The 14,202-nt window shown below is 63.1% G+C and carries 15 protein-coding genes; 6 read left to right on the top strand and 9 right to left on the bottom strand.

Going from position 1 to position 14,202, the window contains the following annotated elements:
- Window positions 1-15: 15 nt before the first annotated feature.
- Window positions 16-885: a MurR/RpiR family transcriptional regulator gene (locus tag ACWPW1_RS12075; RefSeq protein WP_271654949.1), complete on the bottom strand. Its 870-nt coding sequence runs from the start codon at window positions 883-885 to the stop codon at window positions 16-18.
- Between the two features lie 163 nt (window positions 886-1,048).
- Here ACWPW1_RS12075 and zwf point away from each other — a divergent pair, with 163 nt between their 5' ends.
- From zwf to rluB, 4 genes are all read left to right on the top strand, one after another.
- Window positions 1,049-2,518: a glucose-6-phosphate dehydrogenase gene (gene zwf / locus ACWPW1_RS12070; RefSeq protein WP_059314979.1), complete on the top strand. Its 1,470-nt coding sequence runs from the start codon at window positions 1,049-1,051 to the stop codon at window positions 2,516-2,518.
- Entirely contained in the window at window positions 2,505-3,215 is a 711-nt protein-coding gene (gene pgl, locus ACWPW1_RS12065) for a 6-phosphogluconolactonase (RefSeq protein ID WP_454253023.1), read from the top strand. Before zwf ends, pgl begins: the two co-directional genes overlap by 14 nt.
- A 20-nt stretch (window positions 3,216-3,235) precedes the next feature.
- Complete coding sequence (locus ACWPW1_RS12060) at window positions 3,236-3,874, top strand: bifunctional 4-hydroxy-2-oxoglutarate aldolase/2-dehydro-3-deoxy-phosphogluconate aldolase (protein WP_313649380.1); 639 nt, start codon at window positions 3,236-3,238, stop codon at window positions 3,872-3,874.
- Window positions 3,875-4,182: 308 nt separating this feature from the next.
- A complete protein-coding gene (gene rluB / locus ACWPW1_RS12055) occupies window positions 4,183-5,235 on the top strand; it encodes a 23S rRNA pseudouridine(2605) synthase RluB (RefSeq protein WP_059314977.1) in 1,053 nt (350 codons plus the stop codon).
- A gap of 31 nt (window positions 5,236-5,266) precedes the next feature.
- Here rluB and ACWPW1_RS12050 read toward each other — a convergent pair whose 3' ends face one another.
- The 5 genes from ACWPW1_RS12050 to ACWPW1_RS12030 all read right to left on the bottom strand — a co-directional run bounded on the left by ACWPW1_RS12050 (window position 5,267) and on the right by ACWPW1_RS12030 (window position 9,791).
- Window positions 5,267-6,190, bottom strand: coding sequence for a GGDEF domain-containing protein (locus ACWPW1_RS12050; protein ID WP_454253022.1), 924 nt, complete (start codon window positions 6,188-6,190; stop codon window positions 5,267-5,269).
- Window positions 6,191-6,363: 173 nt separating this feature from the next.
- Window positions 6,364-7,365 carry an NADP-dependent oxidoreductase gene (locus tag ACWPW1_RS12045; protein ID WP_059314975.1) on the bottom strand — a complete coding sequence of 334 codons (1,002 nt, stop codon included), beginning with the start codon at window positions 7,363-7,365 and terminating at the stop codon, window positions 6,364-6,366.
- 57 nt (window positions 7,366-7,422) lie between these two features.
- A complete protein-coding gene (locus ACWPW1_RS12040; RefSeq protein WP_454253021.1) occupies window positions 7,423-8,607 on the bottom strand; it encodes a benzoate/H(+) symporter BenE family transporter in 1,185 nt (394 codons plus the stop codon).
- 8 nt (window positions 8,608-8,615) lie between these two features.
- Window positions 8,616-9,221: a LysE family translocator gene (locus ACWPW1_RS12035; protein WP_059314973.1), complete on the bottom strand. Its 606-nt coding sequence runs from the start codon at window positions 9,219-9,221 to the stop codon at window positions 8,616-8,618.
- 108 nt (window positions 9,222-9,329) lie between these two features.
- Window positions 9,330-9,791, bottom strand: a complete 462-nt coding sequence (locus ACWPW1_RS12030; RefSeq protein ID WP_059314972.1) for a MarR family winged helix-turn-helix transcriptional regulator — start codon at window positions 9,789-9,791, stop codon at window positions 9,330-9,332.
- An 80-nt stretch (window positions 9,792-9,871) separates the two neighbouring features.
- Here ACWPW1_RS12030 and ACWPW1_RS12025 point away from each other — a divergent pair, with 80 nt between their 5' ends.
- Window positions 9,872-11,041 carry an aminotransferase-like domain-containing protein gene (locus ACWPW1_RS12025; RefSeq protein WP_454253020.1) on the top strand — a complete coding sequence of 390 codons (1,170 nt, stop codon included), beginning with the start codon at window positions 9,872-9,874 and terminating at the stop codon, window positions 11,039-11,041.
- Between the two features lies 1 nt (window position 11,042).
- Complete coding sequence (locus tag ACWPW1_RS12020; RefSeq protein WP_059314970.1) at window positions 11,043-11,642, top strand: glutathione S-transferase family protein; 600 nt, start codon at window positions 11,043-11,045, stop codon at window positions 11,640-11,642.
- A 45-nt stretch (window positions 11,643-11,687) separates the two neighbouring features.
- On the opposite strand, the gene ACWPW1_RS12015 is transcribed toward ACWPW1_RS12020, so the two are convergent.
- From ACWPW1_RS12015 to ACWPW1_RS12005, 3 genes are all read right to left on the bottom strand, one after another.
- A complete protein-coding gene (locus ACWPW1_RS12015) occupies window positions 11,688-12,044 on the bottom strand; it encodes a hypothetical protein (protein WP_059316882.1) in 357 nt (118 codons plus the stop codon).
- Between the two features lie 404 nt (window positions 12,045-12,448).
- Entirely contained in the window at window positions 12,449-13,348 is a 900-nt protein-coding gene (locus ACWPW1_RS12010; RefSeq protein ID WP_059314969.1) for a manganese catalase family protein, read from the bottom strand.
- A 40-nt stretch (window positions 13,349-13,388) separates the two neighbouring features.
- Window positions 13,389-13,901, bottom strand: coding sequence for a ferritin-like domain-containing protein (locus tag ACWPW1_RS12005; protein ID WP_323149140.1), 513 nt, complete (start codon window positions 13,899-13,901; stop codon window positions 13,389-13,391).
- Between the last annotated feature and the right edge of the window lie 301 nt (window positions 13,902-14,202).

The raw sequence follows: 14,202 nt of genomic DNA, 5'->3' as shown, positions 1-14,202 counted from the left end.
CAGGTCAGGGTGCCCTCAGCCCTGGTCCGGCTCCGAGGGATAGCGGGTCGCGACCAGGCTCTCCTTGACCTTGCGTAGGTGCGGCTGGAAATCCACGCCGCGCTTTAGGGTCACCCCGGTCGCCAGGATGTCCAGCACGGTGAGCTGGATGATCCGCGAGGTCATGGGCATGTAGATGTCGGTGTCTTCCGGCAGCGGGATGTCCAGGCTGAGGGTACAGACCTTGGCCAGCGGGGTATTGCTGGCGGTGAGGCCGAGCACCGAGGCGCCGTTATCCCGCGCCAGCTTGGCCACGTCCACCAGCTCACGGGTGCGTCCGGTATAGGAAATGATCACGAACAGCTCGCCGGTCCGGGCGATGGACGCCAGCATCCGTTGCATCAGCACGTCCGAATGCGCCGAGACCGCCATGTTGAAGCGAAAGAACTTGTGCTGGGCATCCAGGGCCACCGGCGCCGAGGCGCCCAGGCCGAAGAAGTGGATCTGCCGAGCCTGGATCAGCAGGTCGACCGCGCGATCCACCACCCCGGCGTCCAGGCGCTGGCGGGCACTGTCCAGCGAGGCGATGGTGCTGCTGAAGATCTTTTCCGCGTAGGCCTCGGGGCCGTCGTTGGCAGCCACCGCCTGACTGACGTAGACCGCACCGCTGGCGATGCTCTGCGCCAGCTGGATCTTCATTTCGGGATAGCCGCTCACGCCCAGGGAGCGGCAGAAACGATTGACCGTGGGTTCGCTGACCTGCGCCGCCTGGGCCAGGGCCGCGATGGTGTAACGCGTGGCCTGCCGGGGATTCTGCAGGATGACCTCGGCGACCTTGCGCTCCGCGCGATTGAGTTCGCCGATACGGGTCTGGATGGTTTGCAGCAGGGTGCTGGCACGATCCATGAGAACTCCTAGTGGTTGTTGTGCCTCTATCCTAAGGCTATAAAAGGTTTGGACCAGGCTGACTCTGGGCCGTATTTTTTAATATAAAGACTACGCGAATCGCCCCGGCTCCCCTATGATGGCGCTGGAATATCTCAAACTTTAAGTAAAAGAACGAATATTTATGGCTGGCGTCCGAGTTCTACCCTGTACCCTGGCAATCTTCGGCGCGTTGGGCGATCTGGCCCTACGCAAACTTTTCCCTGCCCTGTATCAGCTGGATCGTGAAGGTCTGCTGCACGAGGATACCCGCATCATGGCGCTGGCGCGTGACCAGGGCGATGGGGTCAAGCAGCTTGAGCACATCGAGGAGCGTCTGCGCCACTATGTGCCCAAAGCCGATTGGGACGAAGCGGTATGGACCCGGATGCGCGCTCGCCTGGGCTATCGCGCCATCGATTTCCGCAATCGCGAAGACTATACGGGACTGGCCGAGGATGTGGGCGAGACCGCGCCGCTGATCGCCTATTTTGCCACTCCGGCGTTGGTCTACAGTGCCATCTGCGAGAACCTCGCCGCCGTTGGTCTGTGCGAGCGTACCCGGGTGGTGATGGAAAAGCCCATCGGCTACGACCTGGAATCCTCCAAGGTGGTCAACGATGCTGTGGCACGTTTCTTCCCTGAAGACCGCGTCTATCGCATCGACCACTACCTGGGCAAGGAAACCGTCCAGAACCTCATCGCCCTGCGTTTCGCCAACAGCCTGTTCGAGACCCAGTGGAACCAGAACTACATCTCCCACGTGGAAATCACCGTGGCCGAGAAGGTCGGTATCGAAGGCCGCTGGGGCTATTTCGACCAGGCCGGTCAGTTGCGCGACATGGTGCAGAACCACCTGCTGCAGCTGCTCTGCCTGACCGCCATGGATCCGCCGGCGGATCTTTCGGCCGACAGCATCCGCGACGAGAAGGTCAAGGTGCTCAAGGCACTGGAGCCCATCACCGCCGATCAGCTGGCCAGCCGCGTGGTCCTGGGGCAGTACACCTCGGGCTACAGCGATGGCAAGCCGGTGCCGGGCTACCTGGAAGAGCCCAACTCCAATACCGAAAGCCGCACCGAGACCTTTGTCGCCATCCGCGCGGATATCCGCAACTGGCGCTGGTCCGGCGTGCCTTTCTATCTGCGCACCGGCAAGCGCATGCCGCAGAAGCTGTCGCAGATCGTCATCCATTTCAAGGAACCACCGCACTACATCTTCGCGCCGGAGCAACGCAGCCTGATCAGCAACCGCCTAATCATCCGCATCCAGCCGGACGAGGGCATCTCGCTGCAGGTGATGAGCAAGGACCAGGGCCTGCGCAAGGGCATGCAACTGCGCAGTGGTCCGCTGCAACTCAACTTCTCCGAGACCTTCAAGCACCTGCGCACGCCGGATGCCTATGAGCGGCTGCTGCTGGAAGTCATGCAGGGCAACCAGTCGCTGTTCGTTCGCAAGGACGAAATCGAAGCGGCCTGGAAATGGTGCGACCAGCTGATGGATGGCTGGTCGAAGATGGGCGATTCGCCTAAGTCCTATGCTGCTGGCAGCTGGGGTCCGCTGACCTCCATCGCATTGATCGCACGAGACGGGAGATCCTGGTATGGCGACATCTGATCTGGGACAGGGTGTGACCCTGCACGAATGGCCCGACCGCGAGGCCCACGCCGCGGCGCTGGCCGAGACGGTCACCGCGGCGCTGCGCGAGGCCCTGGCTGCCCGTGGCGAAGCGCTGCTGATCGTTTCCGGTGGCCGCAGTCCGGTGCCTTTCCTGGAGCGTCTGGCCCAGGCCGACCTGGACTGGTCCAAGGTGCTGGTCACCCTGGCCGATGAGCGTTGGGTGCCAGGCGACCATCCCGACAGCAATGGCGGCCTGTTGCGCAAGCACCTCTTCCAGGGACCTGCAGCTGCTGCGGGTTTCGTCGATCTCTATACGCCAGCGGCCACCACGGAAGAGGGCATGGCCCTGACCGAGGCCCGCCTGCGCGACGCCTTGGTGACCCCTGATGTCTTGGTCCTGGGCATGGGCGATGACGCCCACACCGCCTCGCTGTTCCCGGGTAGTCCTGGCCTGGAAGAGGCCCTGGACCCGACCAGCGAACGCTTGAGCTTTCCCGGCGTAGCGCCATCCGCGCCCCAGACCCGGATCACCTTGAGCCGTGCCTATCTGAGCCGCGCCCGTCAGCAGATCCTCGCCGTCCAAGGCGCGGGCAAGCGACAGGTACTGGAAACCGCTCTGGCCGAGGGCGACGAGCTGGCCACTCCGATCAAGGCGTTCCTGCGCGAACCCCTGGTCGTCTATTGGTGCCCCTGACGAGGAGTTGAGTTTTGGACATGCAGAACAAGATCGCGACCCTAGATGCCCTGTGCGCCCGCGCGCGAATCCTGCCGGTGATCGTGATCAACGATCCGGCCGACGTATTGCCGTTCGCCGACGCCATGGCCGCGGGTGGTCTCACCGCGCTGGAGATCACCCTGAGATCAGCCCATGGGTTGGATGCGGTGCGTCTGCTGCGTCAGGAACGTCCCGAGCTGGACGTCGGGGTCGGCACGGTGCTCGATGTGCGGATGTTCGAGGCGGCGGTCGAGGCCGGTGCCCAGTTCATCGTCACACCCGGTACCACCGAGGAGATCCTCCAGGCTGGGGTTTCGGCACCCATTCCGCTGCTGCCAGGCATCGCCACGCCGTCGGAGATCATGCAGGCGTACCGCCTTGGCTATCGCCGCTTCAAGCTGTTCCCCGCCAACGTCTATGGAGGCGTGGATGCACTTAAAGCCTTCGCCGGTCCCTTCGCCGAGCTCAAATTCTGCCCCACCGGTGGCGTCAATCCGGGCAATGTGAAGAACTACTTCCAGCAGCCGAACTTGCTGTGCGTGGGCGGTAGCTGGATGCTGCCCGGCGATGTGGTGAAGGCCAAGGACTGGACGCGCGTCGAACAGCTCTGCCGCGACGCCCTGGCGACGCTCGACTGATACTGCGGCCATTCGTCACCTGCCAGGCTAGTGTGGTGTCTCTGAAGTTCGTGCAAGAATTGGCGAGTGATTTTTTGGCGGTTCGGCGCTCCGATGTGGCGAGGCGCCGGGAGGAGTCATAGCAGGGCTATGGCGAGGAGTGGCAACGCCGCCAAAGCCGAAAAAGCGCCGCCAAGATTGTGCAGTCAACTTCTGAGACGCCACACTCGCTAGGCTGGCGCGAGCAGGGGCGCTATCATGCGCCCCTGTCTTTTTCCTGGTGCCCGTTCCGCGGTGCCTTTGTCGTCCACTACACCGGGAGGTGCCTGATGACCCTCGACAAGAATCTCCAAAACGAATCCCTCGACGAAACCCCACCTGCGCCAGCCGGCGAAAAGCTGCAGAAGGTGCTGTCGCGCCTGGGCGTTGGCTCGCGTCGCGACGTCGAAGCCTGGATCGGCGAAGGCCGTATCAAGGTCAACGGGGTGGTCGCCCCCCTGGGTCTGAGGGTCATGCCCAAGGACGCCATCGCGGTGGACGGGCGCCTGCTCAAGCGCGATCAGGCCGAGGAAGTGGTACGGCGTGTGCTGATCTACAACAAGCCCGAAGGCGAGATCTGCACCCGTGACGACCCCGAAGGTCGGCCTACCGTGTTCGATCGATTGCCCAAGCCCAAGCAGGGTCGCTGGATCAACGTCGGTCGCCTGGACATCAACACCACCGGCCTGCTGCTGTTCACCACCGATGGCGAATTGGCCAACCGGCTGATGCACCCGTCCTACCAGATGGACCGTGAGTACGCGGTACGGGTCCGTGGCGAGGTGACCGAAGAGATGCTGCTGCGCCTGAAGAACGGGGTGATCCTCGAAGACGGTCCTGCGCGCTTCACCGACGTCCAGCAGGCACCTGAGGGTGATGGCTTCAACCACTGGTTCCATTGCGTGGTGATGGAGGGTCGTAACCGCGAAGTACGCCGGCTGTGGGAATCCCAGGGCCTGGTGGTGAGCCGTCTGAAGCGCGTGCGTTTCGGTCCGGTGTTCATGACCAGCGATCTGCCGGTTGGACGCTGGCGCGAAATGAACCAGGCGGAGATCGACATCCTCGCGGGCGAAGTCGGCCTGCCACCGGTAGCGCTCCCGTCCATGGGGGGCAAGACCAAGGAAAAGATCGAGCGTCAGCAGCGCAAGACCGCGCGGCCGATCGATGCCGGTCGGGGTTCGCGCAACAAGACCAGCAAAACCAGCAAGCCCCAAGGCTCTGCCGTGGCCGAACGGCCCAGCGAGATGGGCCGCAAGCCGGTCAGCAAGGGCCGTACCTCGCCGGGCATCGCCCCGCGTCGTGGGCCCAGCGGTGGCGGTACTGGCAAGGGCGGTCGCCGTTAAGCAATAACGGTCGCCTGGCTACAGGCGACCTTCAGGCCAGGCTGCAAAGGCGATTGCGGCCCTCGGCCTTGGCTTGGTAGAGGGCTCGATCCGCACGCAGCACCAGGCAGCGCGGCGACTCAACCTCTCTCAAGGTCGCCAGGCCGATGCTCAGCGTCACCGGCAGTGGAATGGCCCCATCCGTCGTACCCTGAGTCTCCACTGCCGCCCTCAGACGTTCGGCCACGATCTGCGCCGCCTCATGGCCGGTGGCCGAAAGCAGAACGCAGAATTCCTCGCCGCCAAAGCGAAAGACCATGTCCATGCTTCTCAGGCTGTTGCCGAGCGTGCAGGCGGTCTGGCGCAACACATCGTCACCCACGCTGTGGCCGAAGCGATCATTGACGCGCTTGAAGTGATCCAGATCCAGCATCAGCAGCGACAGCGGCTGTTGGGTACGCCGTGACAGCTCAAGTTCGCGTACCAGGGCACGATCCAGGGCGCTGCGGTTGCCGACGCCAGTCAGAGGATCGCGGAGGGCATTGTTCAAGGCCTCTCGATAGAGCAGGGCGTTGCGAAGGGGAAACATCAGGCTGCCGAGCAGGTATTCCAGGGCCGAGAGTTCGTTGTCTCGAAACGGGTCGTGACGGATGAAGCTCAGGTCGCCCAGGCGGATGTCACCCTGGCTCAGGTGGTAGTGCACCTGAGGACCTTCTTCCAGACCGAGGCGGATGGCCACGTCTTCTCGCGCATGGCGGTAGCTGAGTCCGGGTAGCTCGATAAGGGTGCCCACTTCCTGCTGGAAGAGCTGCAGCACCCGTTCGAGATCCAGGGACGACTGCAGCATGGAGGTCAGGCGTTGGCGTAGCGTGCCAAGGACCTCAGGGTTGCTTTCGCGGCTGAAGGCAGCCTGACTGGCGTTACGCTGTTGACGCGCGCGATCGAGATTGATGGTGTTGGATGAGGGCGGGACCATGCCTGTTCTCCTTGGCCGATAGCCTCGCTACAGCGAGAACCGTGCCAGCTCAGGAGAATCAATGAAATCAACTACTTAGCGATATGCTGGCCAGTGGCCGTCTGTAAGTTGACGTCTTTTACCCAAGCGGACCGCCCAAGCGGCCCGCTCGTGACGATTTTCCGACGCCTGGTTCAGACCTTGAGAACCAGCTTGCCGAAGTTCTCGCCAGAGAACAGCTTCATCAGGGTCTCGGGGAAGGTATCCAGGCCTTCCACTACGTGCTCGCGGGATTTGAGCTGACCATCGGCCAGCCAGATCGCCAGCTGCTGTTGGGCTTCGGCGTAGCGAGCGGCGTGGTCAAGCACGATGAAACCTTCCATGCGTGCCCGGTTGCTGAGCAGCGCCAGGTAGTTCTGCGGGCCCTGGACCTTGTCGCTGTTGTACTGGCTGATGGCGCCACAGAGCACCACCCGCGCGCGGAAGTTGATCTGTGTCAGCACCGCATCCAGGGTTTCGCCGCCGACGTTGTCGAAATAGACGTCGATACCGTTGGGGCATTCGCGACGCAGCGCAGCAGCCAGATCCGGCTCAGCCTTGTAGTCGATGGCGGCGTCGAAGCCCAATTCCTCGATCAGATAGCGGCACTTTTCCGCGCCGCCGGCGATGCCCACTACGTGGCAGGCCTTGAGCTTGCCGATCTGGCCGACCATGCTGCCCACCGCACCGGCAGCGCCGGAGACCACGATGGTCTGGCCAGCCTTGGGCTCACCGACCTCCAGCAGACCGAAGTAGGCGGTCAGACCGGTCATGCCAAGCACCGAGAGATACTGAGGCAGGCTGGCCTTGCTGGGATCCACCTTGTAGAAGCCCTGGGGGTCGCCGAGGTAGTAGTCCTGGATGCCGAGCATGCCGTTGACCGTGTCGCCGGTCTTGAAATCCGGGTGGTTGGATGCGACCACCTCACCCACGCCCAGCGCGCGAATGACCTCGCCGATGCCGATGGGCTTGATATAGGACTTGCCTTCGTTCATCCAGCCACGCATGGCCGGGTCGAGAGAGAGAAACAGGTTCTTGATCAGCACCTGACCGGCGCCGGGTTCGCCGACTGGCTGCTCGACGCGCTCGAAGGTGTCGGCGGTGGGTTCTCCGGACGGGCGCTTGGCGAGCAGGAACTGGCGATTGGTACGGGACATGGTGTTCTCCTGACGTGAAGGATCCAGTTCCGACCGGTCAGGAGGGGCTGAGGTTTCCTAGCGGCGTGCGGTGAGTAGCAAACTGGCCAAAAGACCGGCCACCAGACCCCAGAAGGCGGAGCCGATGCCGGCCAGCGTCAGCCCCGAGGCAGTGACCAGAAAGGTGATCAGCGCCGGTTCGCGCTGGCCAGGGTCGGCCAGGGCGCCGTGCAGGCCGTTCATGATGGAACCCAGCAGGGCCAGAGCGGCCACCGAGATTACCAGTTCGCCCGGCAGGGAGGCGAACAGCGCCGCCAGGGTGGCACCGAACAGACCGGCCATGCCATAGAAGAGGCCGCACCAGACCGCGGCGGTGTAGCGCTTGCTGGCATCTTCATGGGCCTGAGGGCCGGTGCAGATCGCGGCGCTGATAGCCGCCAGGTTGATGCCGTGAGAGCCGAAGGGGGCCAGTAGCAGTGAAGCGATCCCTGTGGTGGCGATCAGCGGCGAAGCCGGTACGTCGTAGCCATCGGTACGCAGCACGGCGATACCGGGCATGTTCTGGGAGGCCATGGCCACCACGAACAGCGGGATGGCGATGCCGATGGTGGCAGCCAGGGAAAAGGTCGGCACGGTCCATACCGGGACGGCCAGCTCCAGCCGCAAGCCTTGGAAATCCAGCAGCCCCAGCCCGGCGGCCAGCATGAGGCCGACCATCAGGGCCACCAGCACGCAATAGCGCGGCCACAGCCGCTTGGCCACCAGATAGGCGAGGGCCATGCCCAGTACCAGTGCGGTCTGGTGCTGGACCGCAGTACAGATCTCGATGCCGATGCGAAACAGGATGCCTGCCAGAAGGGCGGCGGCGAGCGCTGGCGGTACCCGGCGCAGCAGGCGGTCGACGCTACCGGTCAGGCCGCAGAGGGCGAGCAGCACCGCGCAGATCACGAAGGCGCCGATGGCATCGCTGTAGGGCACCGACGGCAGGCTGGTGACCAGCAGGGCGGCGCCCGGAGTCGACCAGGCGATGACGATGGGGGTGCGGTACTTCAGCGAGAGGCCGATGGTAGTCACGGCCATGCCGATGGATAGCGCCCAGATCCAGGAGGAAATCTGTCCGGAGCTCAGGCCGGCGTTCTGACCGGCCTGGAACATCAGCACCAGGGAGCTGGTGTAGCCCACCAGCATGGCGACGAAACCGGCGACCACGGCGGCGGGTGAGCTATCGGCCAGAGGTGTCAGCCGTTGCGGAGCTGCGTGCATGGCGAGCCTCAGTGATGGCCGAACAGGATAGGGTAAAGGGACAGTACCAGCAGCAGCGCCATGCTCCAATTGAACAATCGCAGTCGCGCAGGACTGCTGAGCAGCCGCCGCAAGCCCATGCCGAACAGCGTCCAGAGGCTGACGCTGGGCAGGTTGATCAGGGCGAAGAGCACGGCGACCAGCAACAGGTTGGCGGTGAAGTTCTCGGCCGGGATATAGGCGGTGACGGCGCCAATGGCCATGACCCAGGCTTTGGGATTCACCCACTGGAAGGCCGCGGCCTGAAAGAAGCCGAAGGGCTTGCCGCTACCTGTCTCCCGTGGTGTGGGTGCTGACGCGGTAGCCAGTTTCCAGGCCAGATAGAGCAGGTAGGCGCCACCAATCACCCGCAAGGCGATCTGCAGGGGTGGATAGAGCACGAACAGCTGACCCAGGCCCAGGCCGGTACAGATGACCAGCAGCATATGACCGAGGCTGATGCCGAACATGTGCGGCAGGGTACGCCGGAAGCCGAAGTTGACCCCTGAGGCCAGCAGCATCATGTTGTTGGGTCCCGGCGTGGCGGAGGAGACAAAGGCGAAGAGCATGAAGGCAGAGAGCAGTTCGACGGTCATGAGGACATTCCTGGGCTTTGCGCCAGCTTAGCCAGGCGTCGACAGACGGTATCCGTACACCAAGGCCGCGAACGACCGATACAGTTCTCCATGATCGACCAGGTGTTCTCAACTGTCCTGGCTAACAGCCGCGGTATCGTGATGGCCGGCCAAGGCCTGATTGAACGCCAGCCAGCCCGCGGCGGCGTCCGGGCCGACCGCGCCCAGCGCTGCTTGCACCAGCCGCATCTGTTCCCGTCTCAGGGTCTGTTCCAGCGCCGCACCGCCACGGGTCAGCGACAGCCGCCGTTTACGCTTGTCCGCGGTATCCGTCTCCATGATCACGAGTTGCATCTCCAGCAACTGCCGCAGCGGGATGTTCAGCGCCTGCTTGCTGACGTTGAGCACCTCCAGCAAGGCTTTGTTGCTCAGCCCGGGTTCGCGGGCGATGAAGAACAGGATGCGCTGGTGCACTCGGCTCAGTCCGCGGCGGGCCAGCATGTCGTCGGCCTTCGCGGTGAAGGCCTGGTAACCGAAGAAAAAGGTCTCCATGACCAGGCGCTGCTGGGTGGTCTGATTTAGGTCAAGCATATTGACTTGTCTTTCAAGGGTGGATTAGGGTCGGTCAAGTAGTTTGACTCATTGCCAGGCCGCAGGCCACAGGAGGGCAGATGGCATTTTCCGAACGGGTGACCCGACTCAAGAGCAGCCTGATCCGTGACATCCTGGCGGCGGCACAGCGGCCGGAGGTGATGTCCTTCGCCGGTGGCCTGCCGGCTGAGTGCTGTCTCCCCACGGTGGACTGGAGCGGAATGCCACCCGGGCTTGGGCAGTACGGCATGAGCGAGGGTGAGCCGGCGCTACGCGAGGCCATCGCCGCCCAGGCGAGTGCCTATGGATTGGACTGCACGGCGGAACAGGTGCTGGTGACCACGGGCTCACAGCAGGCGCTGGATCTGATCGCCAAGCTGTACCTCGACGTCGGCACCCCGGTACTGGTGGAAGGGCCTACCTACCTGGCGGCCCTGCAGAGCTTCCAGTTCTTTGGCGCCGAGTGCCTGGGTGTCAGCCTGACCTCCGAGGGACTCGATCTGGAGGAGCTGCGTGAACGCCTGGAGCAGCAGCGGCCAGCGTTCGCCTATCTGATCCCGACCTTCCAGAATCCCTCCGGCGTGCGTTATTCCACGGCCAATCGCGCGGCGGTGGCGGCGCTGCTGGATGAATTCGCGGTGACCCTGGTCGAGGACGAGCCCTATCGCGAACTCAGCTACGACGGCGCACCGGCGCGGCCGCTGTGCGCTCAGCTCAAGCGCAGCGCCTGGATCCATACCGGCAGTCTGTCCAAGTCGCTGATGCCTGGTTTGCGGGTGGGCTATCTGATCGCCTCACCCGACCTGCTCCAGCCGCTAAGAGCCCTCAAGCAGGCCGCCGATCTGCATACCTGCCGCATGAGCCAATGGCAGGTGCTGCAGTGGCTGGGCAGTGAGCGTTATGAGCGGCACCTGGCCGAGTTGCGCAATTTCTATCGCGAGCGCCGGGACGGTTTCGCCGCGGCGCTTACGCGACACTTCAGCGATATCGCCGACTGGGAGCTACCCCAGGGTGGCCTGTTTTTCTGGCTGCGACTGAAAACGCCACTGGATACCCGTACGCTACTGGACAGGGCGCTGGCACAGGATGTCGCCTTCATGCCGGGCGAGCCCTTCTTCGCCGATCCGGATCGACACCCTGGCCTGCTACGACTCAATTTCAGTCATGTGCTGCCCGCGCGGCTGGATACCGGCCTGGCGCGCCTGGCCGATGTGATTCGGGACGCCACCCCTACCAACAAGGAGCTGTGAGATGTATCAGGTCTATGGCGATCGTCGTTCCGGCAACTGCTACAAGGTGGTGCTGATGCTGCACCTGCTCGGGCTGGACTATCACTGGCACGAGGTCGATATCCTCGCCGGTGAAACCCAGCGCGAGGCGTTCCTGGCAAAGAATCCCAACGGCAAGATTCCGGTACTGGAACTGGAAGACGGCACCTGCCTGTGGGAGTCCAACGCCATCCTCAATTTCCTGGCCGAAGGCACGACCTTTCTGCCCCGCGAGCCGCGGCTACGGACCCAGGTGCTGCAGTGGCAATTCTTCGAACAGTACAGTCACGAGCCCTATGTGGCGGTGGCACGCTTCATCCAGCTCTACCAGGGAATGCCAGAGGAGCGTCGAGCCGAGCATCGACAGTGCCTGACGCGTGGTTACCGGGCGCTGGCAGTGATGGAGCAGCAGTTGCAGCGAACGCCTTTCCTGGTCGGCGAGTGCTACTCCATCGCTGATATCGCGCTCTATGCCTATACCCATGTGGCCGAGGAGGGCGGCTTTGCGCTGGACGATTTTCCGGCGATCAGCGCCTGGCTGGGCCGGGTCGCAGCGCAACCGGGCCATGTCGCCATTGGCTGAAATGAAAAAGGGGAGCAGTGCTCCCCTAGGCTGGCGCGCCTGGGTTCAGCGTGCGCTGACCACGAATTGCCAGTACTGGTTGAGCCGCCGCTCGCCACCGTTGGCGGTCAGCAGTACCGAGGACGGCGGCTTGGACTGCAGCGCCGGCAGGGATTTCATGAGGGTCAGCCAATTGCTGTAGTAGGTCTGCAGGCAGCGTCGTGCGGTACCGTTGTTTCGCAGGGAGGTCAGCGCCTTCTGGTAGGCGGGCTCGACCTGCGACAGGGCCTGGTCGACACAGCTGTCGGTATCGGAGAAGCGTGCGGTGTCGCCGATGCGGGTACCGGCGATGACCGCCTTGTTCGCGCAACTCTTGAACGCAAGCATGCTGGCCTGCTCGAACTGCAGGGCATCTTGGTCCATGGCGAAAGCGGGGGTACTGCATACGACGGCTGCAACGAAGGCTAAGGCGTAAGCGTGGCGTTTCATGGTGGCGTCCCTGGCTACGTCAAGATGACGTGATGGCATCAATGCACAGCGGCAGACTGCGCCGCGGGGCAAATGTTCAGCGCTAAAAGCGGCAAAACGCCATCAGGTGAATTCCACCAGACCGACGGTAGTGAGACCTATGAACAGGGCGGTCAGAGCGACCATGGCGAAGGCCAGCAGATAATCTTCCATCAGGGGTTCCCTACTACGATGAGAGCGGTAGGACCGATGGCAAATGGCCAGGTTCGTGCGAAAGAGGGGGTAGGGCGGATTGGCCGACGGAAGGTCGTCAGCGCGGGGAGAAGGCGGCGACGCCTAAAGGCGTCGCCGCCTATACATCACTCGTCCAGGCGGTTCTTGTCGAGCTGCTTGGCCAGGCCAGCGCCCAGATCGGCACCGGTCACCGGCGCGGCTTCGGGATCCGACATGGTCCGGGTGGCGAGCTGCTCCACCGCCTTGGCCTGCATGGGCGGCAGCTTGACGCTGGCCATGCCGTCGCCGCCATCCACGGCAGGTCCGGGCTGCTCCACGTATTCCCAATCCTGACCCTGGTTCCAGGGACCGCGCAGATCGCCTTCGCCTTGCGACATGTTGTAGTAGACGCTGGCGAACTCCGGACGCGGCGGCATCTTGCCCTGGGGAAAGTTGGGCTGGATGGAGTGCAGGGCATTCTCGAAGGATTTCTGGTGGGCGATTTCGCGCGTCATCAGGAAGCTCAAGGTGTCCTTGATGCCCGCGTCGTCGGTGACGTTGATCAGGCGTTCGTAGACGATCTTGGCCCGCGCTTCGGCGGCGATGTTGGACCTTAGATCGATAGTCGGTTCACCGATGGTGTCGATGTAGGCCGCGGTCCAGGGTACGCCAGCCGAATTGGTCAGGGCTGGACCACCCCCATAGAGAATCTGGGTGAGGTGGGAGTCGTTGCCAGCACCGGTCAGGGAGCGATACATGTCCGCTTCTTCCTGGGTTTTCTCGGCCAGGTCACCCTTGGCGCCCTTGTTCAGCATGGCGATCATCGAGCCGATGATTTCCAGGTGGCTGAGTTCTTCGGTGGCGATGTCGAACAGCATGTCCTTACGACCCGGGTCGAGCTCGGCTATCGCCTGGGTAAAGTAGCGCATGGCGGCGGCGAGTTCGCCTTGGGGACCGCCGAATTGTTCCAGCATCAGGTTGGCAAGGCCGGGATTGGGCTCGGACACGCGCACGGTATATTGCAGTCGCTTGTTATGGACGAACATGTAACCTCCAGGGGCTAGTCACGGGTAGAGCACGGGCGATTCAGCGCTTCGCGGTCAAATCGGGGTCGGCGGAGCGTTCCAGGAAGGCTCGGGTGGTGACGGGCAGGTCGTCCAGCAACCAGGCCGCCATGGCCTTCTCTTGTTCGAGGATGCGTTCGCAGGCCTGCTGCGTTTCGGTGTCACCGATCTCTGCAGCGGCAGCGATCAATGTGGTGTAGGTGGCGATTTCGATGTTCTCGAAGACATAGCCGGCAATGGCGCCCTTGATGACTTCGTCACTCATGGGCGCGCCACCGATGGCCTGGCCCAGCGCCATCAACTTGCCGCCCATGTCCTTGAGCGTAGAGGCGCTGCTGCCGAGGCGGGTCAGGCAGCCTTCGAGCACCTGGCGTTGTTCCTGGGTTTCCTTGATGTGTTGCTCGATGCGCTGGCGCAGCTGCGGATAATGCTCCAGTCGCGAGGCCTGGGCGGAGAGCATTTTCTCGGCCTGTTCTTCCATGGCATGGGCGTCGCGCAGCCAGTCGATGAGGTTGTCTTTTTTGGAAGCGGTCATGAAAAACTCCTGCTCTTGAAGAGAGGCGACAACGGGCTGGAAGGCCCCGCCAGATTGCGATCTGTCTGCTTATTAGTGGCTTCTCTCTAGCCATAGATTCGCTGCGTGGTGGCCTTTCGGATCGATGGAAAGGTAGGCCACTGTTTGTTCTACAAGCGCAGCGGCAACGGGGTATCTGGCAGGGCGTTTTATTGGACAAGATTCCTTTTGCTGTACAAGTCTTGTCGCGGATTTTTTTGGTTTAGTCATATCTTTGCCGTTCGCACCCCCAGGTAAACCGTTCACCCCTAACTTGCCGGGC

The organism is Pseudomonas sp. Marseille-Q7302, assembly GCF_965111925.1.
The sequence above is the reverse complement of the archived record's forward strand: the minus strand, read 5'-3'. Positions and strand labels throughout refer to the sequence as shown.

What these genes read in the sequence shown, in the direction of transcription:
- ACWPW1_RS12075 (WP_271654949.1), bottom strand. Translation starts at nt 885, where the DNA reads ATGGATCGTGCCAGCACCCTGCTGCAAACCATCCAGACCCGTATCGGC.
- zwf (WP_059314979.1), top strand. Translation starts at nt 1,049, where the DNA reads ATGGCTGGCGTCCGAGTTCTACCCTGTACCCTGGCAATCTTCGGCGCG.
- pgl (WP_454253023.1), top strand. Translation starts at nt 2,505, where the DNA reads ATGGCGACATCTGATCTGGGACAGGGTGTGACCCTGCACGAATGGCCC.
- ACWPW1_RS12060 (WP_313649380.1), top strand. Translation starts at nt 3,236, where the DNA reads ATGCAGAACAAGATCGCGACCCTAGATGCCCTGTGCGCCCGCGCGCGA.
- rluB (WP_059314977.1), top strand. Translation starts at nt 4,183, where the DNA reads ATGACCCTCGACAAGAATCTCCAAAACGAATCCCTCGACGAAACCCCA.
- ACWPW1_RS12050 (WP_454253022.1), bottom strand. Translation starts at nt 6,190, where the DNA reads ATGGTCCCGCCCTCATCCAACACCATCAATCTCGATCGCGCGCGTCAA.
- ACWPW1_RS12045 (WP_059314975.1), bottom strand. Translation starts at nt 7,365, where the DNA reads ATGTCCCGTACCAATCGCCAGTTCCTGCTCGCCAAGCGCCCGTCCGGA.
- ACWPW1_RS12040 (WP_454253021.1), bottom strand. Translation starts at nt 8,607, where the DNA reads ATGCACGCAGCTCCGCAACGGCTGACACCTCTGGCCGATAGCTCACCC.
- ACWPW1_RS12035 (WP_059314973.1), bottom strand. Translation starts at nt 9,221, where the DNA reads ATGACCGTCGAACTGCTCTCTGCCTTCATGCTCTTCGCCTTTGTCTCC.
- ACWPW1_RS12030 (WP_059314972.1), bottom strand. Translation starts at nt 9,791, where the DNA reads ATGCTTGACCTAAATCAGACCACCCAGCAGCGCCTGGTCATGGAGACC.
- ACWPW1_RS12025 (WP_454253020.1), top strand. Translation starts at nt 9,872, where the DNA reads ATGGCATTTTCCGAACGGGTGACCCGACTCAAGAGCAGCCTGATCCGT.
- ACWPW1_RS12020 (WP_059314970.1), top strand. Translation starts at nt 11,043, where the DNA reads ATGTATCAGGTCTATGGCGATCGTCGTTCCGGCAACTGCTACAAGGTG.
- ACWPW1_RS12015 (WP_059316882.1), bottom strand. Translation starts at nt 12,044, where the DNA reads ATGGACCAAGATGCCCTGCAGTTCGAGCAGGCCAGCATGCTTGCGTTC.
- ACWPW1_RS12010 (WP_059314969.1), bottom strand. Translation starts at nt 13,348, where the DNA reads ATGTTCGTCCATAACAAGCGACTGCAATATACCGTGCGCGTGTCCGAG.
- ACWPW1_RS12005 (WP_323149140.1), bottom strand. Translation starts at nt 13,901, where the DNA reads ATGACCGCTTCCAAAAAAGACAACCTCATCGACTGGCTGCGCGACGCC.